Raw genomic sequence first — 21,537 nt, 5'->3', positions numbered from 1 at the left:
CAGGGGAGAGGCGAGCCGTCGGGTGGTCGGCATCGATGGCTGAAGTGTGCGATGCGCGCCGGGACGTCGCAAGGCGAAGCGACACCGCGTCCCAATCCGTGGTCTCGCGGTCCTGGAGTGCTAAGGATCGGCGCGATTCCGCGGGACCCGGCCCGGCGGTGCCGTCGGCGGACGCTCGCCACCGGTCCTCGGCGGGCACCCGCCGTGACCCCCGGACGGGTGCCGCGACAACTGACGGCTGGTGGCCGGAGTGGCCGGCGGACACGATGAGCACGTTCCGCCGGACGGCCCGCCGCCGACCGGACGACCCCGCCCCCCACTCCCGAGAGGAACGGTCCGAGCGTGTTCTCACGGCTGTCCCGCCGCACCCGTTCCGCCGCCTCCGTCGCGTCGGTGACCGCCGCCGCGCTCGTCGTCTCGACGATGGCCGTGCTCTACCAGGGGGTGACCACCCAGGACGTGGATCTCAACGACGCCGGGGTCTGGGTGACCAAGCCGACCGCGCTGCTCGCGGGCCGGCTCAACTACCCCTCCGAGGTCCTCGACGCGGCCCTGCGCACCCAGGGGACGAGCTTCGACGTCGCGCAGGAGGCGGGCACCGTCGTCGTCCACGACCAGAGCAACGCGACCGTCTCGCTCGTGGACACCTCGTCGGTCGCACTCGGCGAGGCGGTCGCCGTGCCCGCCGACTCCTCGGTCGTGCTCGGCGGCGGCGTGCTGGCGATCCTCGACGCCGCCACCGGCGCGCTCTGGGTGCGGGCCGTCGACGCGCTCGCCTCGTTCAGCGTCGAGGCCGACGAGCCCACGGCCGAGCTCGGCGCGGATGCGGCGGCCACAGTCGCGGCCGACGGCACGGTCTTCGCCTACTCGCCCAGCGAGCAGGAGCTCGTCACGGTCCGCACCGGCGGCGCCCCCTCGACCTCCGCCGTCTCCGGCTTCGCCGAGGGAGCGACGCCGGCGATCACCGCCGTCGGCTCCACCCCGGTCCTCCTCGACGCGGGGAGCGGCGCGGTGTCGATCGACGGGGACGACCCGGTGCAGCTCGGAGTCGCGGACGAGCTGACGCTGCAGCAGCCGAGCACGGGCGGCGAGGACGTCGCGATCTCGACCGGTGCCGCCCTGCTCCTGCAGCCGCTGGACGGCTCGGCCGCACGGACGGTGGACTCCGGCGGGACCGGAACCGCCGTCGCGCCGGTCCGGGTCAACGGCTGCACCTACGCCGCCTGGTCCGGCTCGGGGCGGTACCTGCGCGACTGCGGCGGAACCGCGGACGACGTCGCGAAGGAGGTGCCGGACCTCGGCGCCGACCGGCAGGCGGTCTTCCGCGTCAATCGCAGCGCGGTCGTGCTGAACGAGCTGACCGTGGGCTCCGTCTGGCTGGTGAACCAGGACATGAAGGAGGTCTCCGACTGGGAGGACGTCACGCCGCCGGAGGACGACGCCACCAAGGACGACGACAACACCAGCACCCAGCAGCAGGTGCAGGACACGATCCCGGAGCGGTCGGAGGAGAACACTCCGCCGGTCGCCGTGGACGACGAGTTCGGCGTGCGCGCCGGGCGCAGCGTCATCCTGCCGGTGCTCGACAACGACAGCGACCCGGACGGGGACGTGCTCACCGCGTCCGTGACCGGGGCGCAGCCCGCACTGGGCGCGGTGTCGCCGATCTACGGCGGCAGCGCCCTGCAGATCACCCTGCCCCCGGAGGCGAGCGGGTCTGCGACGTTCGCGTACACCGCCGACGACGGACGCGGGCAGACCGCGGACGCCGTCGTCACGCTGACCGTGACGCCGGCGGGCAGCAACGCGCCTCCTGAGCAGAAGCGCGAGGGGCGGATCCTCCTGGAGCAGGGCGCCTCGGTCTCCTACAACGTGCTGCCGGACTGGATCGATCCGGACGGCGACGAGCTCTTCCTCCGCGCTGCGACATCGACCAGCGACGACCAGGTGCGCTCGACCGCCGACGGACTCGTCACCTTCGACGCGATCGGCGCCGAGCTCGGCCGGAAGGACGTCGACCTGCTCGTCTCGGACGGCACCGACGAGATCGCGGGGGTGCTGCACGTGGACGTCCGCGCGCCCGGCTCGACCGTCCCCGTGACCAATCCGGACCACGTGACGACCCTTGCGGATCAGACCGCGACGGTCGCGCCGCTCGGCAACGACCTCAGCCCGTCCGGCGCGCCCCTGCTGCTCGCCGAGGTCGAGCAGCCCGCCGGCGCGACCGTCACCCCCGACTACACGGCGGGGACCTTCACCTTCACGTCGCCGACACCCGGCAGCTACTACCTGCAGTACCGCGCGAGCGACGGACCGGACTCGACCCCGGGACTCGTCCGCGTCGACGTCCTCCCGGCGACCAGTGAGGCGAAGGACCCGGTCGCCGTGCGCGACGTCGCGCTCCTGCCCTCGGGCGGCACCGCGCTCGTCGACGTGCTGCAGAACGATTCCGACCCCAACGGCGGGCTGCTCGTCGTCTCCTCGGTGAAGGTGGACGCCGGCGCCGGTGTCGCGGTGGCGATCCTCGAGCACGAGGTGCTCCGCGTCACGGATCAGCCGGGGATCACCGAGCCGGTGACCTTCCGCTACGTCGTCTCGAACGGCACCGGGACCACGACCGGCGAGGTGCTGGTGGTGCCGACACCCGCTCCGGCGACCCTCGAGCCGCCGATCGCGACCGACGACTCGGCAGCCGTGCGCGTCGGCGACACCGTCACGATCGACGTGCTCGCCAACGACGTCTCGCCCGGCGGCCGGCTGCTGACGGTGGTGCCCGACCTCGTGGCACCGCTGCCCGACGCCGCCGACGGCGTCGCGTTCGTCTCGGAGGACCGGCTGCGGTTCCGGGCGGGCGACACCGCGAAGACGGTCTACGTCACCTACGAGGCGATCGACGCCTCGGGCCAGAAGGACGCAGGCTACGTCAGCATCCAGATCCTGCCGATGAACCGCGAGGCGAACTCGCCGCCGCGGCCCGAGAACCTCGAGGCGCGCACGCTCTCGGGGACGACCGTCTCGATCCCGATCCCGCTGGACGGCACCGATCCGGACGGCGACAGCGTGACGCTCGTCGGTCAGGCGAGCGCTCCCGGCAAGGGGCGGATCGACGAGGTCGGGGCGGATCACCTCACCTACACGGCCTTCGACGATTCCGTCGGCACCGACACCTTCCGCTACGAGGTGAGCGACGCTCTCGGCAAGCGGGGCACGGCGACGATCCAGGTCGGCATCGCGCCTGCGTCGACGGAGAACCAGGCGCCGGACGCCGTCAAGGACGTCGTGACCGCGCAGCCCGCGCGCAGCATCGCCGTCGACGTGCTCGCGAACGACACCGACCCCGACGGCGACACGCTCTCGCTGGTCGCGGACGGCCTCACCGCTCCGGAGGGAGTGACGGCACGGCTGTCGGCCGGCCGCGTGCTGGTGACGACTCCCGAGGCGGAGGGCGACTACGCCGTCCAGTACACGGTCGGCGATCCGCGCGGCGCGACCGCCGTCGGAAGCCTGCTCGTGACGGTGGCGGAGGAGGCGGCGCTGCTGCCGCCGATCGCCCGCGACGACACGGTCACGACCGCGCAGATCACGACGGCACAGACCGTCGAGGTGCCCGTGCTGAAGAACGACGAGGATCCGGACGGCGTCGCGAGCGAGCTCCGGGTGGCGCTGCTCGGCGAGCCGGCGGGAGCCGAGGTCGGGACCGGCGGAGTCGTGACCGTGACCCCCGGCGAGGAGGCGCAGCTCCTCACGTACACGGCGACCGATGCCGACTCGCAGGTGGCGACCGCCTTCATCCGGGTGCCGGCGCTCAGCTCGACCGGCCCTTCGCTCAAGCCCGGTGTCGAGCCGCTCGAGGTGAAGGCCGGCGAGCAGGCGACGATCCCGCTGACCGACTGGGTTGTGGCTCCCGAGGGGAAGACCGCTCGTCTCACGCAGGCCGACCGGGTGTCGGCGCTGCACTCGGCCGACGGGGTGCTCGTCCGGGACGAGTCGACCCTGCTCTACACCGCGGCCCCCGACTACTTCGGCTCGGACGCCCTGACCTTCGAGGTCACCGACGGCACCGGGCCCGACGACCCCGCCGGGGTGAAGGCGACGCTGAGCATCCCGATCACGGTGCTGCCGCCGGAGAACCAGCCGCCGACGTTCGCCGGGGGAGCGATGGAGGTCGCGGCCGGCGAGGACGCGTCGACGCTGGATCTGCGGGCGCTCTCGAGTGACCCGGACAAGGGCGACCTGGCGAAGCTGAGCTACAGCGTCACGGGCGCGCCCACCGGGATGACCGCCTCCGTGTCGGGCTCGGTGCTCTCCGTCGCAGCCGACGAGTCGGTCGCGAAGGGGACGCAGGAGACGCTGGCGATCACCGTGACCGACGGCACCACGCAGCCCGTGCAGGGCTCAGTGGTCGTGCGGGTGACCGCGTCGACCCGGCCGCTGACCGTCGCGAACGACGACGTCGTCGCGAAGGCGCCCCAGGGCCGGCCGACCACGGTCGACGTGCTCTCGAACGACGTGAATCCGTTCCCCGAGACGCCGCTGACGCTGGTCGGCGATCCGATCGTGGACTCCGGGGCCGACACCGGCACGGCGAGCGCCCAGGGCGGCTCCGTCGTCGTCACGCCGAACGCGGACTTCGTGGGCACCATGACGGTGCGCTACCAGGTGGCGGACGCCACCGGCGACGCCGAGCGCCGGGTGTTCGGCACTATCCGCGTCACGGTGCAGGGCAAGCCCGCCGCGCCGGGGACGCCGTCGGTCAGCTCGGTGCAGGACCGGACCGTAGTGCTCAGCTGGTCCGACGGCGCCAGCAACGGCGCCGAGATCACCAGCCACACGGTGAAGTGGTCGGGGGGCAGCCAGGACTGCGCGGCGACCACCTGCACGATCGCGAACCTCACCAACGACCGCGAGTACACCTTCACGGTCACCGCGACCAACGAGATCGGCGAGTCCGACGCGTCGCCCGCGTCGGCCGTGGCGCGGCCGGACGCCCGCCCGGGCGCCCCGACGATCACGAGCCTGGACTACGGCGACGGCTCGCTCACGGTGACGTGGGCGGACGGCGCGAACCCGGGGTCCGCGGTGACGGGGTACGAGGTGCAGCTCAGCGGGGCCGGCAACGACCTGTTCGAGGTGCCCGGCGGCACCCGGACCACGCAGCTCACCGGGCTGACGAACGGCTCGAACTACACGGTCGCCGTGCGGGCGTCGAACCGCTCGCCGGAGCCCTCCGACTGGTCGGGCCCGATGTCGATGAGCCCGGCGGGCTCGCCGAGCGCGCCGGCGGCGCCGCAGGTCGGCCCCTCGACGCAGTTGGGCACGCAGACGCAGCTCCCGGTGTCTTGGAGCCCGCCGGCGACACCGAATGCGGAGGCGCTGACCGGCTATGTGCTGCAGGTGAAGACGAACGGTGCCGTCGACCGGACCATCACTACCGGTGATCTCACCGTCAATGTCACCTTGGATAACTCTGAGTCGGGTTACACCTTCTCGGTCGCGGCCACGAACAAGTCGACGGACGCGAAGAAGACCGCGCCTCAGTTCAGTGTGGACTCGTCGAAGAGACGGGCTGTCGGCACGCCGGGCACTCCGACGATCACGGCAGCGGGTGAGGGCGACAACTCGATCACGGGCTTCGCCTGGAATACCGGCGGCGGCAACGGGGCCAGTGCCGGAGAGATCGTCTACTACTACGACTTGAACGGGGATGAAATCGACCGTCCGGCATCGCCGACGCTCACGCAGGGGATCTCGAACAACAATTCCTATCAGGTCCGAGTCCGCGCTATTGCGACAGTCGACGGCAATTCCTATCCGGGCGAGTGGAGCAGTCCTACCGCGAGGCTCGCGCCCTATGGTCTGCCCGGAATGCCGACCATCGTCGCGACTGTCAACGGGACGTCGATCGATTACGTCGTGACCCCTCCCTCGCCGAACGGACGCCGCATCACCGATCTCTGGATCGATACCGACGGAAAACAGCAATACAAGCGCTACGACCCGACCGTGCAGACGATCCGGCTCGGCGACGGTTACGACCAGTACCACGCGGTCGACGCGTACGTCGTCGACGAGAAGGGTCAACAGTCCGCCATCGAGCGACGAGGCGCTTACACCGCAGCGGCGCCGCCGCCGCCACCGCCGCCCGCGCAGACCAGCTGGGTCGTGAACGCCCCCGTCAACTCGTGCCTCGAGGACAGCGACAACAGCAAGTTGCACTACAGCCCGGACGGCCCGTCGTGCAGCAGCCGCTGGGTGAAGGGCGACCTGACCGTCTACTGCTATGCCGACTGGCGGAACAAGACGGCGGGCGGCGACAACCGCTGGTACCGGCTGGACGACGGCTGGTATGTCGCCCGCGGAACCGTCAACGGCAGCGAAGCAGGAATGGGACCGTGCTGACCCCGCGTCGGCACCGAGAAGAGGGATCGCACTGATGACCATGACACCCGACCAGGCCGGCTGGTTCGCCGCCACGTTCGAGAAGCTCGTGCAGAACGTCGGGCAGGCCGTGCTCGGCAAGTCCGAGGTGGTCTCGCTCGTGCTCACGGCGATGCTCGCCGAGGGGCACGTGCTGCTCGAGGACGCACCGGGGACCGGCAAGACCAGCCTCGCGAAGGCGATCGCGGCGACGGTGCAGGGCACCAGCAACCGGATCCAGTTCACGCCCGACCTGCTGCCCAGCGATGTCACCGGAGTGACCATCTACGACCAGAAGTCGAGCCGTTTCGACTTCCACCGCGGCCCGATCTTCGCGTCGATCGTGCTCGCCGACGAGATCAACCGCGCCTCGCCGAAGACGCAGTCGGCGCTGCTCGAGGTGATGGAGGAGTCGCGGGTCACGGTCGACGGCGTCGGCCACGAGGTCGGGCGGCCCTTCCTCGTCATCGCCACGCAGAACCCGATCGAGCAGGCCGGCACCTACCGCCTGCCCGAGGCGCAGCTGGACCGCTTCCTGATCAAGACCTCGATCGGCTACCCCGACGCGGCGTCCGCCGAGCGGATCCTGGCGGGTGCGGGGGAGCGCAACCCCTCCGCCGGGCTGCGCGCGATCATCACGACCCAGGCCGTCGCCGACATGGCCGACCTCGCGGCGACCGTGCACGTCGACGGCGCCGTGCTGCGCTACGTCGTGCAGCTCGCCGAGGCCACCCGCTCGGCGCCGGAGACGCGGATCGGCGTCTCGGTCCGCGGCTCGATGGCGCTGATCCGCGCCTGCAAGGTCTGGGCGGCGGCGAACGGCCGGCACTACGTGCTGCCGGACGACGTCAAGCAGCTGGTCGCCTCGGTCTGGCTGCACCGCTTCGTCCTCGATCCCGAGGCCGAGTTCGCCGGCGCCACGGCCGACGGCGTGCTCGGGCGCGTGCTCGCCGAGGTCGCCGCGCCGCAGGAGCGTCAAGCGGCATGACCGGGATCGGAGTGCTCCGGAGGGAGGGGCTCGCGCGACGCGCGGGCGCCGCCGTCGAGCGGTCGCGCCACGTGGTCGAGACGGCCGGCGTGCTGCTCGCGCCCGTCCGCGCCCGCGCCGTGCCCGTGGTCGCGGTGGCGACCTCGTTCGCCTGGGTCCTCCTCGCGCTGGCCGGCCTCGCCTGGATCGTCGGCGCGGTGCAGGGCTGGAGCGAGCTGGTCCTGCTCGCGGTCCTGGCGCTGGCGGTGCTGGTCGCCGCCGCTCCGTTCATGATCGGGCGCTCCGCCTACTCCGTCGACCTCGATCTCGCGGCCACCCGGGTGGTCGCGGGGGAGCGGGCGGTCGGCCGCGTCGAGGTGCGCAACGCCTCGGCCCGCTCGCTCCTGCCCGCGCGGGTCGAGCTGCCGGTCGGCGGCGGCCTGGCGGTGTTCCCGCTCCCGCGGCTGGAGGCGGCGGCCGTGCACGAGGAGCTGTTCACCATCCCGACGGCGCGGCGCGGCGTGATCCGCGTCGGACCCGTCCGCTCGGTCCGCGGCGACGGCCTCGGGCTCTTCCGCCGCGTCGTGCCGCACACCGTGCCCGGCGACCTCTTCGTGCACCCGCGCACCGTCGCCGTCGGCGGCTCGTCCTCGGGCTTCCTCAAGGACCTCGAGGGCCGGCCGGCCCCGGAGCTCTCCAACAACGACGTCTCCTTCCACGCCCTCCGCGCCTACGCGCCCGGCGACGACCGCCGCTACGTGCACTGGAAGACGACGGCGCGCACCGGCACGCTGATGGTGCGCCAGTTCGAGGAGACGCGCCGCTCGCACCTCGCGATCGGCCTCTCCCTCGATCCCGCCGACTACCGCGACGACGACCAGTTCGAGCTCGCTGTCTCCAGCTGCGCCTCCCTCGGCCTCCAGGCGCTGCGCGACGGGCAGCAGCTCAGCGTGCTCGTGCAGGGCCGGTCGCTGCACGCGGGCCTGGGCAAGCGTCTGCTCGACGACCTCTCCGGGGTGGAGCTCGGGCAAAGCAGGGGCGACCTCGTCGGCCTGTCGCGCTCGCTCGTCCGCTCGGTGCCGCAGGCGTCGGTCGTGATCCTCGTCGTCGGCTCGGAGGTGACGGCACCGCGGTTCCGCTCGGCGGCCCGGCAGCTGCCTCCCGACGCGCGCGTGATCGGCGTGAGCTGCGACGAGGATCGGCCCGCCGCCCGCCGCAGCATCGGGGAGCTCGCGCTGCTCAGCGTCCCGGCTCTCGAGGAGCTGCCGGCGGCCGTGCGGCGAGGTGCCGCGTGAGGGGCCGGGCACCGGCGGCCGTCGCCGTCGATCTGGTCGCCCTCGCGGTGCTGCTCGCCGTCGGCGCGGTCGGCTTCGGCCGGGTCTTCGCCGGCGCGGACCACCTCGTCGCGGGCGGCCTCGGGATCGTCGCCGGTCTCGCGGTCGGCGCCCTCGCGGCGCGAGCCCGCTGGGGCCTGCTGACGACGACCGCGGTGACCGCCGCCGCCTACTCCCTCGTCGGCACCGCGGCGGCGTTCCGCTCCGCGGGCCTCCTCGGCGTCATCCCGAGCCCGGAGAGCCTCCTGGGCCTCGCGACCGCGCTGGTCACCTCGTGGAAGAGCCTGCTCACCGTCGAGCCGCCGGCGAACGGCTTCCCGGAGCTGCTCGTCGTGCCGTTCTGCGCCGCGCTGGTCTGCGCCGTCGTCGCGGCGACGATCGCCCTGCGCGCCCCGCGCCCGGTCTGGGCGCTCGTGCCGGCCGCGGCTCTGGTGCTCGTCTCGATCCTCTTCGGCACCGCGGACGCCGTCGCGCCCCTCGCCCAGGCGATCGCCTTCGGCGTCGTCGGGCTGGCCTGGGCGGCCTGGCGCCGCCAGTCGGCGCAGACCTCCGCCGCCGGCGGCGACGGGGCGGTCGACCCCTCCGCGGTCCGTCAGCTGCGGCTGCGCCGGATCGGCTCCGGCGCCCTCGTCCTGGCGCTCGCGGCCGCAGTCGTCGGCGTCTCCGCCGGCGCCGTCGCCCCGGCCGGGTCGCGCTCGACTCTCCGCGAGGACATCGTGCCGCCGTTCGACCTCGACGACTACCCGACGCCGCTCGCCTCCTTCCGCAAGACCGTCCGCGATCAGAAGGACGCGACCCTGTTCACGGTGTCGGGCCTGCAGGAGGGCGTGCGGGTGCGCCTCGCGACCATGGACGCGTACACCGGGACCGTCTTCGACGTGACCGGCGGCGGGGGCGGCTCCGGCAGCTTCGCCCGCGTCGGCAGCACCATCGCCGGCGAGCACGAGGGCACGCCGGCCGTGCTCCGCTTCACCGCGGCGGACCTCGGCGGAGTCTGGCTGCCAGACGCGGGCTACCCGTCGTCGATCGAGTTCGCCGGGCCGCGGGCCGAGGCGCTGAGCGGATCGCTGCACTACAACGACGAGACCGGCGTCGCGGTCGTGACCTCGCGGCTCGCGGCCGGCGACTCCTACACGCTGACCACGACCCTCCCCCCGGTGCCGAGCGACGAGGAGCTCGCCGACGCCGTCGCGGCACCCGTCACCGTGCCGACGCCGGTCGACGTCCCGGAGGCGCTCACCGACGCGACGCTCGCCTCGGTGGGTGAGGCGACCACCGCGCTCAGCCAGGTGCGGGCGATCGCGACCACGCTCTCGACGCAGGGCTACTTCAGCCACGGCCTCGAGGGCGAGGCGGAGTCCCGCCCCGGTCACGGCTCGGAGCGGCTGCAGCTGCTGCTCACGGACGAGAGGGGGATGGTCGGCGACGACGAGCACTACGCGACCACGATGGCGCTGATGGTCGACGAGCTCGGTCTCCCGGCCCGCGTGGTGATGGGCTACTACCCGGCGGCCGGGTCGGATCTCTCCGGCGACGTCGCGATCACCGGCGACGACCTGCACGCGTGGGTCGAGGTCGCGTTCGCGGAGCACGGCTGGGTGGCCTTCGATCCCACGCCGCCGAAGGAGCAGATCCTGCAGGATCAGCAGCCCGAGCCGGCGGCCCAGCCGAAGGCCCAGGTCCTCCAGCCGCCGCCGCCCCCGCAGGAGCCGGCCGTCGTGCCGCCGGACGTGGTCCAGGAGGACGAGACCGAGGACGACCGGGGCCCGGACCTGGGCTGGATCGGCGTCGTGCTCGCGGTCGCCGGCGGAGCCGTCGGCCTGGCGGCGCTGCTCTTCGGCCCCGCGCTGCTCATCGCGGCCCTCAAGCGCCGACGCCGCCGGGCGCGGGTGGGCGCCGAGCATGCGGCCGACCGGATCAGCGGCGGCTGGGACGAGGTGCTCGACCGCGCCGCCGACCTGGGGACCGTCGTCCCGGCCGGAGCCACCCGCCTCGAGGACGCGGCTCTGCTGCACTCCGAGTACCCGAGCGCAGGGGTGGCGGTCCTGGCCCGGCGGGCCGATGCCGCGGTCTTCGGGCCGCTGGATCCGGTCGACGCCGAGGTCGCCGCCTTCTGGGAGCAGACCGACGCGCTCGTCGCGGAGCTGCACGCCACCGTCTCGCCCTGGCGGCGGCTCCGGGCGCGCCTGTCCCTGCGCTCCCTGCGGCCGGCCTGGCTGACTCGCGCCACCACCGCCGCCCGCGGCGCCCGGACGAACACGACGGGGCGACCCGCGAGGAACGAGGATCTCCATGACTGACACGACGACGTCCGGCTGGGTGTGCTCGCGCTGCTCGACGACGATGGACGCGAGCGCGGCGTTCTGCCGCGGCTGCGGGGCGGCGGCCCTCAGCGCCGGGACTCCGCGCCGGACGGCGGCCGTGCCGTTCGGCGTTCCGGCCGCGCTCGGCCCCCGGGTCGGGGCCTACCTGCTGGACAGTGTCATCGTCGGCGTCTGGTTCTTCCTCTCCTACGTGATCGTCTGGCTCCTCACCTGGGCGCTCTGGCAGACGGCCTCCACGACCGGCGCCTACAGCGCGATCGCGTACTTCGGAGCGTTCGGGCCGACCGTTCTGATCCTCGCCTTCGGCCTCTTCTACACGAAGGCGCAGGGCGGGCGGGGCACCCCGGGGATGCGGATGCTCGGTCTGCGCCTCGTGCGCTACGACAGCGGGGAACCGCTCGGATTCTGGAAGGCGGCCGGCCGGAACGTCGTCTTCAACCTCTGCGCCGCGATCATCGTCGGCTACTTCTCGCCGCTGTTCGACACCTCGGGGGAGAACCGCGGCTGGCACGACCAGGCCACGGGCACCTGGATGATCGACACCCGCTCGGCGGGCGCCCTGCGTCCCGTCTCGTCCGTGCGGGAGGCGCCGGTGCCGACCTCGTCGGTGGCCGTGGTGGCCGACCTCGACGAGCCGGTCGTTCCGCGTGCGACAGCGGAGTCGTCCGTCGCCGCTGCCACTCCCGCTGCGGACTCCGCGCCCCTCGCCTCCGCGCCCGCGACCGCCGCGCCCGCCGTGTACTCCGCGCCGGCCGCCGCGCCGGCGAGCTTCGCGGGACCGCCCGCAGGCGGCGTGATCTCCGCCGTGCCCGGCTCCGCCGCTTCGGCTCCGGCCCGTCCGAGCGCCCCCGCGCACGAGCCGGAGGACCTCGAGCTCACCCGGATGAGCGCCGTCGCCCCCGCGCAGCCGCGCCCGCGCGCGGTCCGGCTCCGCTTCGACGACGGGACCGTCGTTGTCGTCTCCGACTCCGCGCTCGTCGGGCGCAACCCCGCGCCGCGCACCGGCGAGGCCGCGGGCGAGCTGGTGGCGCTCGCCGACACGACCCGCTCGATCTCGAAGACGCACGCGAGGCTCGAGCTCCTCGGCGACGAGCTCTCGGTGATCGATCGGCACTCGACCAACGGGACCGGGGTCGTGATCGACGGCACGGCGACCCCGGTGCCGCCCGGCGGGCGCGCCGCGGTGCCCGTCGGCGCCACACTGACCTTCGGCGACCGCACGGCGGCGGTGGAGTGGGCATGAGCGCTGCGGGCAGCCCGATCGCCGTGCAGTGGGGCAGCGCCACCGACCGCGGGATGAAAAGGGCGATCAACGAGGACTCGCACGTCGCGGAACCCCCGGTCTTCGTCGTCGCCGACGGCATGGGCGGGCACGACGCCGGAGAGGTCGCCAGCGCGATCGCCGTCGACGCGTTCCGCAGTCTGGTCGGCCACGACACGGTCCGCGTCTCCGAGATCGAGGAGTGCTTCGCCGGCGCCCAGGTCCGCATTGCGGAGCTGGCCCTCAGCACCGAGCGCAGCGCCGGGACGACCGTCAGCGGACTGGCCATCGCCGAGATCGAGGACCTGGGCTACTGGCTCGTGTTCAACCTCGGCGACTCCCGCACCTACCGCATGGCGCACGGCGCCCTCGAGCAGGTCAGCGTCGACCACTCGGTGGTGCAGGAGCTCGTGGAGGCGGGCGAGCTCGACGCCTCCGGGATGCAGACCCACCCGCAGCGCAACGTGATCACCCGGGCGCTGGGTGCGGGCAGCGCCGGTGCGCCCGACTTCTGGCTGCTCCCCGCCGCGACTGGCGACCGGATGCTGGTCTGCTCCGACGGGCTCACCACCGAGCTCGACGACGCCCGCATCGCTCTCGTCCTCCGCGACGAGGCCGACCCGCAGGCCGCGGCCACCCGGCTGCTGCACGAGTCGCTCCTCCACGGCGGCCGCGACAACCTGACCGTGCTGGTCATCGACGCGACGGCCGTCAGCGCCGGCGACGACCTCGATCGCACCGTGCCGAGCGACCGGCTGCCGCTCGCCACCGCCGTCAGCGACGACACCGTGCCGCGCGCGATCGTCACGCGCGAGATCGTCGCGGCACCGTTCGTCGCCGGCACTCCCGACACCGAGGGGGCTCGCCCGTGACCGAGATCCGCTATCGACCCGGCCGCTGGTTCGGCGTCGTCTCCGACCGCGGGATGGCGCTGCTGCCCGACGTGCTGGGCGAGGAGGGCGTCAAGCAGGTCTCCGAGGCCTTCGCGGCGGGCCGCGGCCTCGCGGGCGTGCTCGAGTCGCTCACCGGAGTCTTCGGGGCCGGCCTGCTGGCGCTCCCGCCGTTCGCCGTCGTCTCCCTCGAGGACGACCTGTCGCGGGTCGCGGTCCGCGGCGATCTGCTCGTCGAGGTGATCGAGGAGCTCGGCGACGACGCGCCCGTCGTCGCACTCTCCGGCGAGGGGGTGACCACCTGGAACGAGCGGATGATCGCCGCTCCGGTCTCGATCAGCCTGCGCGTCAAGGCGGGCCGGCGCGGGGCGGCGCTGAGCCTGCCGATCGGCAGCGGGGTCGTGCTCTGCTCGCGGCTGACGGCGACGTTCCGGGGCGCGACCCTCGAAGCCCGGCCGGTCGGCGCGGAGGTGGGCGACGTGGCGGATCCGACCGAGGAGGAGCCGGTCGTCGAGGTCGTGCCGGTCGTCGACACGGCGATCGTCGAGCCGCAGGTCGTCGGGGTCGCTGCCGTCGAGGCTCCCGCCGCGCCGCCGCCGGCCGAGGAGGCCGTCCCGGTCGTGGTGGCGCCGGTGGTCGCGGTGCCGGTCACCGTCGAGCCGGTGCTCGTCGAGCCGGTCGTCGTCGATCCGGTGGTCGTCGAGCCGCAGGACGCGGACCCGGCGTCGGTCGGGCGGATCCCCGCCGCCGAGCCCGCGGCCGAGACCGGCGAGCTCGACGAGTGGGGCTACTCCGCCCCGCCCGCCGCCGCGCCCCCTGCGGCTCCGGCGCCGCCCGCCGTCTCCGCGCCGGCCGCCGCGCCCGAGCCCGCCGCCGCCCCCCTCGGCCACGACGAGACCCGCGTGCCCGTCTCCGACACGGTCCGCGCCGCCGACGACGAGTACGACCACCTCTTCGGCGAGACCGTCGCCCGGGTCGTCGAGGACGCCGCGATCCGCGAGCCGGAGGACGAGCACGGGCTGATCGACCTCGTCCCGGCCGCGTCGCCGTCTCCGGAGGTCGGAGACGGGGACCACGACGGGCACACGATCTCGATCGCCGAGCTGCGCGCCCTCGCGCCCGCCCCGGCGACGCCGACGCCGACGAGCGCGATCGCCCGCCTCGAGCTCTCCACCGGCGACGTCGTCGAGCTCGACCGTCCCGTCGTGATCGGCCGGCGCCCCTCCGCGGGCCGCGTGGCCGCGCACGAGCTGCCGCGGCTGATCACCGTGCCGAGCCCGCTCCAGGACATCTCGCGCAGCCACGTCGAGGTCCGCGCGGAGGGCCGGTTCGTCGTCGTCCGCGACCTGGCGTCGGTGAACGGCACGCTCCTGCTCCGCTCGGGGCAGGTGCCCGTGCGGCTCACCGGGTCGGAGTCGATGGTGCTCGCCGGCGGCGACGTCCTCGACCTCGGCGACGGCGTCACCGTGACGATCCGAGAGCAGGCATGAGCGCGCCGCGGTCGTCCCCGCCCCCCGCGATCCAGGGCTTCGAGTTCCAGCGGCCGCTGGGCTCCGGCGGCTTCGCCGACGTCTTCCTCTACGAGCAGGCCCGCCCCCGGCGCACCGTCGCGATCAAGGTGCTCCGCGCAGGCCTGACGACGGATCGCGAGCGCGACGCGTTCGAGGCCGAGGCGAACCTGATGGCCTCCCTCTCGACGCACCCGTCGATCGTCACCATCTACCAGGCCGACATCGCCGCCGACGGCCGGCCCTACCTGGCGATGGAGTACTGCCCGAACCCCAACCTCGCCGTCCGGCTGAAGAGCGGCCGGCTGGCCGTCGCCGACGCGCTGCGCATCGGCATCCAGGTGGCCGGCGCGGTCGAGACCGTGCACCGCGCGGGCATCCTGCACCGCGACATCAAGCCCGCCAACGTGCTCGTGACCGCCTACGACCGGCCGGCCCTCACCGACTTCGGCATCGCCGGAGCGCTCCTGGACGGCTCCGCCGACCTCGCAGGACTGTCGATCCCATGGTCGCCCCCCGAGGCGTTCGGCGCCGAGATCCCGAACGAGGTCGCCCTCGACGTCTACGCCCTCGGCGCGACCGTCTACTCCTTGCTGGCCGGGCGCTCGCCGTTCGAGCTGCCGGGGCGCTCGATCAATTCGCACGAGCTGATCGAGCGGATCCGCTCGGCGCCGCTGCCGCCGCTCGGGCGCGCCGACGCGCCGGCCTCGCTCGACCGGGTGCTCGCCATCAGCATGGCGAAGGCGCCGCAGGGCCGTTTCACCACCGCCCTCGAGTTCGGCCGCGCCCTGCAGCGGATCCAGGTCGAGCTCTCCCTCGCCGTCACCACGGCCGACGTGCTCGACGACGCCCTGCCGCAGGAGCGGGTGGAGGAGGAGGACGACGGCAACACCCGCATCCGCGGCATCGTCAGCATCGATCCGGTGCCGCGACCCGTCGCTCCTCGCGCGGCCGCGCCGGCGCTCGCCGAGATCTCCGGCGTCCCGGCGTTCGACCTGGAGCGGACGATGGCGCGCGGGTCCGCCGCCTCCTTCGTCGCCCCGGCTCCGCTGTCGGAGCCCCGCGCGCCGGTCCAGGAGCCGCCGCGGAGCGCACCGGCACCCGCGCGCCGTCGCCGGCCGCTCGTGATCACCGGGATCGCGGTGCTTGCCGCCGCCTCCGTCGCGGGCGGGGCCGCACTGGTCGCGGCGATGCCGACCTCGACCGCGGACCCCCGCCGCACCACGGCGCCCGAGGCTCCCGCCGATCCGGTCGGCCGGGTCGACGTCCCCGCCGTCACCGGACTCACCGGCGCGGTCGGTGCCGACGGCGTCGTCTTCACCTGGACCAACCCGCAGCCGGAGGACGGCGACCGCTTCCTCTGGGCTCCGGCCGGCACCGGCTCGATCCCCGATCCCCGTACGCAGGAGGAGAGCACCGTGACGGTCCCCGCCGATGCCTCAGGACAGACCTGCCTCGAGGTGACGCTGCTCCGCCAGAGCGGCCGCGCCTCGGCCCCGACGACGGCGTGCGCGCCGTGAGCGGGTCCGTGCCGATGCCGGTCGTCGCCGACGCCGAGCTGAGCGTCGAGTTCTGCGGCGAGTGGTTCCCGCTCGGCGACGAGCCCTTCGAGATCGGCCGGGAGGGCGCCCTCGACCTCGACGACAATCCGTTCCTGCACCGGCGGTTCCTGCAGGTCGTCCGCGCCGAGGGTCTCTGGTGGCTCTGCAACGTCGGGAGCCGGCTGTCGGCGACCGTCACCGACGGCTCGGGCGGCATCCAGGCCTGGCTCTCACCCGGCAGCCGCCTGCCGATCGTGTTCGGCACGACGATGGTGGTGTTCACGGCCGGTCCGACCACCTACGAGCTGACGCTGTACTCGAGCAGGCCGACCTTCGACTCCGTGCTCGCACCGCGCGCCCTCACCGGGGCGACGACGATCGGCGTGACCCCGTTCACGGCGTCGCAGCGGCTGCTGATCGTCGCCCTCTGCGAGCCGATGCTGCGCCGGGAGGGCACCGGCACGAGCGTGATCCCGAGCTCGGCCAAGGCGGCGGCGCGGCTCGGCTGGACGCAGGCCCGGTTCAACCGCAAGCTCGACAACGTCTGCGAGAAGCTCGCCCGCGTCGGCGTGCAGGGCGTGCGCGGCGAGACCGGCTCGCTGGCCACCCACCGCCGCACCCGCCTGGTCGAGTACGCGGTCACCAGCCGACTGGTCACCCGCGCCGATCTCGCGCTCCTGGACGCGCCGCAGGACGAGCCGGACGAGGACGGGACCGACTGATGCGCCTGAAGCTGACACTCCGACGCGCCTCCGGCTCGAGCACGGACGTCGTCGTCACCGTCGATGCGACCGTCTCGGTCGGCGCGGTGGCCGCGGCCCTGCTTGAGGCCGACCCGCTGCGGACCGACCGCGAGCACGCGGGATCCGGCGGCGGCGGACCGGTCACCCTCGACGTCCTCGGCGCGAGCGGCCTCGACCGCCCGCGCTCGATCCACCCCGATCTCGCGATCGTGGAGGCCGGCATCCGCTCCGGGGGGACCGTGCAGATCTCGCGGGCCGCCGCCGCGGACGGCGCCGACCGGGACCGCGGCCCGGCGGTCGCCGTGCTGCGCGTGCTCTCGGGCCCCGACGCCGGCCGGGAGTTCCCGCTCCCGGCCGGCACCAGCCGTCTCGGCCGGGAGCGCGGGGTCGACGTGCGGCTCTCCGATCCCCTGATCTCCAAGCGGCACGCGAGGGTGAGCATCGGCGAGACGGTGGAGATCATCGACACCAACTCCGCGAACGGCCTCAGCATGGGCGGGCGGCTCGTGCAGCGGGCGATGCTCACCCCGGCCGACGTCGTCGTGATCGGCGACAGCGCCATGAGCGTCGTTCCGCTCGCCCGCCTCGGCGGCGCCCCGCCCACCACTCCGGTGATCGACTTCACCCGCTCGCCGCGGGTCGTCGTGCGGTTCGAGGAGCGCGTGCTCCCCGCCCCGACGCCGCCGTCCCGGCCGACGCCCCAGCGGTTCCCGCTGCTCGCGCTCGTCGCCCCGCTGATCATGGGCGCCGTGCTCTACGTGCTCACGCAGCAGCTGCTGAGCGTGATCTTCGTCGCCCTCAGCCCGCTGCTCGCGATCGGCACCTGGATCGATCACACCGTCACCGCGCGGCGGACCCGGAAGGCGCAGGTCGCCGCGTTCTCCCGCTCGCTCGAGGCCCTCGAGGAGGACGTCCGGGCCGCGCAGGCCGTCGAGCGGGCCGTCCGCCTCGCCGAGCAGCCGTCGGCCGCCGACGCGGTCACCGCGATCGCCCAGCGCGGCGAGGACCTCTGGACCCACCGCCCCGAGCACCGCGGCTTCCTCGCGGTGCGGCTCGGCGTCGGCTCGCTCCCCTCCCGCTGCCGGATCGAGCAGACCGCGGGCAACGACACCGAGCCCGAGTTCCTCCGCGAGCTGGCCGCGACCGTCGAGCGTCACCGCCTCGTGCACGGCGTTCCCGTCGTCGCCGAGCTCCGCAGCAGCGGTGCGCTCGGGATCGCCGGGCCGGCCGCCGTCCGCGCCGATGTCGCCCGCGCGATCGCCGTGCAGCTGGTCGGCACGCACTCGCCGGCCGAGCTCGCCGTCGCGGCGCTCACCTCGCCCGCCTCGCGCCCGACCTGGTCGTGGCTGGAGTGGCTGCCGCACACCGGCTCGGTGCACTCGCCCCTCGCGGGGGAGCACCTCGCCGACAACCCCGGATCCGGCGCATCGCTGCTGTCCCGGCTCGAGGAGCTCGTCGAGGAGCGGCGCGAGGAGGGGCCCGCCCTGCGCGGCTCGGTCGGCCCCGAGGAGGCCGACCGCCTGCCAGATCCCGTGACGCCCGCGGTGATCGTGGTCGTCGAGGACGACGCTCCCGTCGACCGGGCCCGGCTGATCCGGCTGGCCGAGCGCGGGCCGGACGCGGGCGTCCACGTGCTGTGGTGCTCCGCGAGCATCGCCGAGCTCCCCGCCGCCGCCCGCAGCTTCCTGCTCGTCGCCGACCCGGGTTCGCCCGCGACGACCGGGCAGGTCCGGCTCGGCGAGCACTCGCATCCGGTGGTCTTCGAGACGGTCGACGCGAGCACGGCCCTCGCGCTCGCGCGCTCCCTCTCGCCCGTCGTCGACGGCGGAGTCCCGGTCGAGGACTCCTCCGACCTGCCGCGAGAGGTCGCCTACGCCGCACTGGCGGGTCCCGAGCTGATCGCCGCGTCCGGCGCGGTCATCGACCGCTGGCGCGAGAGCAAGTCGATCACCGTGCGCGACGGGTCCGCCCCCGTGCGGCGCCGCTCGGCCGGATCGCTGCGGGCGCTCGTCGGCTCGGCCGGCACCGAGCCGTTCTACCTCGACCTGCGCAGCCAGGGACCGCACGCTCTCGTCGGCGGGACCACGGGAGCCGGCAAGTCGGAGTTCCTGCAGTCCTGGGTGCTCGGCCTCGCGTCCGCCTACAGCCCCGACCGCGTCGCCCTCCTCTTCGTCGACTACAAGGGCGGCGCGGCCTTCGCCGACTGCGTGCAGCTGCCGCACACCGTCGGCCTGGTCACCGACCTCTCGCCGCACCTCGTCCGCCGGGCGCTGACCAGCCTCCGCGCCGAGCTGCGCTACCGGGAGCACCTGCTCAACCGCAAGAAGGCGAAGGACCTCGTCTCGCTCGAGAAGACCGGCGACCCGGAGACCCCGCCGAGCCTGCTGATCATCGTCGACGAGTTCGCCGCGCTGGTGAACGAGGTGCCGGAGTTCGTGGACGGCGTGGTCGACGTCGCCCAGCGCGGCCGCTCGCTCGGTCTGCACCTGATCCTCGCGACGCAGCGGCCGGCGGGCGTCATCAAGGACAACCTGCGCGCGAACACCAACCTCCGCATCGCCCTGCGGATGGCGGACGCCGACGACTCGACCGACATCCTGGGCACGCCGATGGCGGCCTCCTTCGACCCCGGCATCCCCGGGCGCGGGGCCGCCAAGACCGGGCCCGGCAGGATCGCCGGCTTCCAGACCGGCTACGCCGGCGGGCGGACCACCGGTGAGGCGCCGCCGCCCCGGATCGACATCGAGGAGATGGCCTTCGGCTCCGGCACCGCCTGGGAGCAGAGCGCGGTCGAGGCGGAGGAGACCGGGGACCCCGGTCCGACGGACATCGCCCGCATGGTGGCGACGATCGGCCGGGCGGCCGCCGACGCGCGCGTCCCCGCACCGCGGAAGCCCTGGCTCGACGAGCTCGCCCCCGCCTACGACTTCTCGAAGCTGCCGCACCCGCGCACCGACGACCGCCTGCTGCTGGGGGTCGTCGACAGCCCGGAGACGCAGAGCCAGCCGACCGTCTTCTACGAGCCCGACCGCGACGGCAACATGGCAGTCTTCGGCACCGGCGGCTCGGGGAAGTCGACGACCCTGCGCTCGATCGCGGTCGCGGCGGCCGTGACGCCGCGCGGAGGCCCCGTGCAGGTCTACGGCCTCGACTTCGGCGCCAACGGCCTGCAGATGCTCAACGACCTGCCGCACGTCGGCGCGATCGTCCGCGGCGACGACGACGAGCGGGTCGTGCGCCTGCTCCGGATGCTCCGCGACCTCGTCGCCGGCCGCGCCGAGCGCTTCGGCGCCGTCGACGCCTCGACGATCGGGGAGTACCGCCGGCTCGCGGATCGCCCAGACGAACCGCGGATCCTGCTGCTCGTCGACGGCATCGGCGCTTTCCGGGAGGCCTACGAGTACGCCGGCACCAGTGCCTGGTTCAGCGTCTTCACGCAGATCGCGACCGACGGGCGGCAGCTCGGGATCCACATCGTCGTCGCGGGCGACCGTCCCAACTCGGTGCCCACCTCGCTCAACTCGACCATCCAGCGCCGCGTCGTGCTCCGCCTCGCCGCCGAGGACGACTACCTGCTGCTAGGCGTGCCCAAGGACGTGCTCTCCGCCACCTCGCCGCCGGGACGCGGCGTGAGCGAGGGCAGCGAGGTGCAGATCGCCGTGCTCGGCGGCGAGTCGAACGTGGCCATCCAGGCCCGCAAGATCGCCAGCCTGGCCGACGCGATGCGCCGGCAGGGCGCTGTGGCGGCTTCGCCCGTCGAGCGCCTCCCGGAGGTCGTACCTCTTGCCGGCCTGCCGGCCGTCGCATCGTCCGGCGTCTGCATCGGACTCGCCGACGAGGATCTCGCCCCGATCGGAGTGGACGCCTCCGGTGCGTTCCTGGTCGCAGGGTCGCCGGGGGGAGGACGGACGACCGCGCTCGCCTCGCTCGCTGCGGCACTGCGGCGAGGCGGGCGCGGAGCGCGCGTCGTCCACCTCGCCTCTCGGCGGTCCGGTCTCGGGGCCAGGCCCGCCTGGAGTGCCAGCGTCGTCGGGGTCCCCGAGGTCGCGGCGGCGGCCGATTCGCTCACCAGCGAGATCGAGCTCGGACGCTTCGGGCCGGCGGGCAGCGCCCTCGTGATCGAGGGGCTCACCGACTTCACCGGGACCGAGGCCGAGATGGCGCTCGACCGGCTCGTGCGAGCCGGTGTCCGGGCCGGCGTCTTCGTGGTCGGCGAAGGGGAGTCGTCGACATGGAGCCAGTCCTACACGCTCGCGCAGCCCTTCAAGGCGGGCAGGCGAGGCCTCCTGGTCGTTCCCGGCGAGACGGACGGCGACACGCTTCTCGGCACTCCACTCGGCAGGATCCGCCGCGCGGATCTTCCGCCCGGCCGGGGGTTCCTCATCGGTCGCGGCCGGTCGGTGAAGCTGCAGATCGCCACGGACTCGGGCTGAAGCACCCGGGGGGAGGCATGGGCACCCGTGCCCATCGACCCCCCGTCCAGCCCTCGATAACTTCTCCACAGGTCGACCGGGAACCCGCCAGCGGGAGCCGGACGGCCGGAGAACCAAGC

General features: G+C 74.0%; 10 protein-coding genes. All 10 read left to right on the top strand.

Annotation, left to right across the window (positions count from 1 at the left end; genetic code table 11):
- Window positions 1–342: 342 nt before the first annotated feature.
- The 10 genes from C5C35_RS07590 to C5C35_RS07545 are packed head-to-tail and all read left to right on the top strand — an operon-like array spanning window position 343 to window position 21,418.
- Complete coding sequence (locus C5C35_RS07590) at window positions 343–6,399, top strand: Ig-like domain-containing protein (RefSeq protein ID WP_104346659.1); 6,057 nt, start codon at window positions 343–345, stop codon at window positions 6,397–6,399.
- A gap of 34 nt (window positions 6,400–6,433) precedes the next feature.
- Complete coding sequence (locus C5C35_RS07585) at window positions 6,434–7,405, top strand: MoxR family ATPase (protein ID WP_181074885.1); 972 nt, start codon at window positions 6,434–6,436, stop codon at window positions 7,403–7,405.
- Window positions 7,402–8,679, top strand: a complete 1,278-nt coding sequence (locus C5C35_RS07580) for a DUF58 domain-containing protein (protein ID WP_104262871.1) — start codon at window positions 7,402–7,404, stop codon at window positions 8,677–8,679. Before C5C35_RS07585 ends, C5C35_RS07580 begins: the two co-directional genes overlap by 4 nt.
- The gene (locus tag C5C35_RS07575) at window positions 8,676–11,018 is read left to right on the top strand and encodes a transglutaminase-like domain-containing protein (protein ID WP_104262870.1); all 2,343 of its coding nucleotides are present in this window, start codon (window positions 8,676–8,678) and stop codon (window positions 11,016–11,018) included. Before C5C35_RS07580 ends, C5C35_RS07575 begins: the two co-directional genes overlap by 4 nt.
- On the top strand, window positions 11,011–12,285 hold the full coding sequence (locus C5C35_RS07570) for an RDD family protein (RefSeq protein ID WP_104262869.1): 1,275 nt from the start codon (window positions 11,011–11,013) through the stop codon (window positions 12,283–12,285). Before C5C35_RS07575 ends, C5C35_RS07570 begins: the two co-directional genes overlap by 8 nt.
- Complete coding sequence (locus C5C35_RS07565; protein WP_104262868.1) at window positions 12,282–13,175, top strand: PP2C family serine/threonine-protein phosphatase; 894 nt, start codon at window positions 12,282–12,284, stop codon at window positions 13,173–13,175. Before C5C35_RS07570 ends, C5C35_RS07565 begins: the two co-directional genes overlap by 4 nt.
- Entirely contained in the window at window positions 13,172–14,683 is a 1,512-nt protein-coding gene (locus C5C35_RS07560; protein WP_104222287.1) for an FHA domain-containing protein, read from the top strand. The genes C5C35_RS07565 and C5C35_RS07560 overlap by 4 nt, the downstream gene beginning before the upstream one ends.
- Window positions 14,680–16,221, top strand: coding sequence for a serine/threonine-protein kinase (locus C5C35_RS07555; protein ID WP_104222289.1), 1,542 nt, complete (start codon window positions 14,680–14,682; stop codon window positions 16,219–16,221). Before C5C35_RS07560 ends, C5C35_RS07555 begins: the two co-directional genes overlap by 4 nt.
- 14 nt (window positions 16,222–16,235) lie before the next feature.
- Entirely contained in the window at window positions 16,236–16,964 is a 729-nt protein-coding gene (locus C5C35_RS07550) for a hypothetical protein (protein ID WP_104262901.1), read from the top strand.
- Window positions 16,964–21,418, top strand: a complete 4,455-nt coding sequence (locus tag C5C35_RS07545; RefSeq protein WP_104222291.1) for an FtsK/SpoIIIE domain-containing protein — start codon at window positions 16,964–16,966, stop codon at window positions 21,416–21,418. Before C5C35_RS07550 ends, C5C35_RS07545 begins: the two co-directional genes overlap by 1 nt.
- The last annotated feature ends 119 nt before the right edge of the window (window positions 21,419–21,537 follow it).

Origin of the sequence: Rathayibacter sp. AY1F8 (assembly GCF_002932165.1) — a bacterium.
Classification (GTDB): domain Bacteria; phylum Actinomycetota; class Actinomycetes; order Actinomycetales; family Microbacteriaceae; genus Rathayibacter.
Note: the sequence above shows the minus strand (reverse complement) of the source record. Positions and strands in the feature narration are given on the sequence as shown.

Coding starts and splice junctions, on each gene's coding strand:
- C5C35_RS07585 (WP_181074885.1), top strand. CDS start 6,434: ATGACCATGACACCCGACCAGGCCGGCTGGTTCGCCGCCACGTTCGAG.
- C5C35_RS07580 (WP_104262871.1), top strand. CDS start 7,402: ATGACCGGGATCGGAGTGCTCCGGAGGGAGGGGCTCGCGCGACGCGCG.
- C5C35_RS07570 (WP_104262869.1), top strand. CDS start 11,011: ATGACTGACACGACGACGTCCGGCTGGGTGTGCTCGCGCTGCTCGACG.
- C5C35_RS07565 (WP_104262868.1), top strand. CDS start 12,282: ATGAGCGCTGCGGGCAGCCCGATCGCCGTGCAGTGGGGCAGCGCCACC.
- C5C35_RS07555 (WP_104222289.1), top strand. CDS start 14,680: ATGAGCGCGCCGCGGTCGTCCCCGCCCCCCGCGATCCAGGGCTTCGAG.
- C5C35_RS07550 (WP_104262901.1), top strand. CDS start 16,236: ATGCCGGTCGTCGCCGACGCCGAGCTGAGCGTCGAGTTCTGCGGCGAG.
- C5C35_RS07545 (WP_104222291.1), top strand. CDS start 16,964: ATGCGCCTGAAGCTGACACTCCGACGCGCCTCCGGCTCGAGCACGGAC.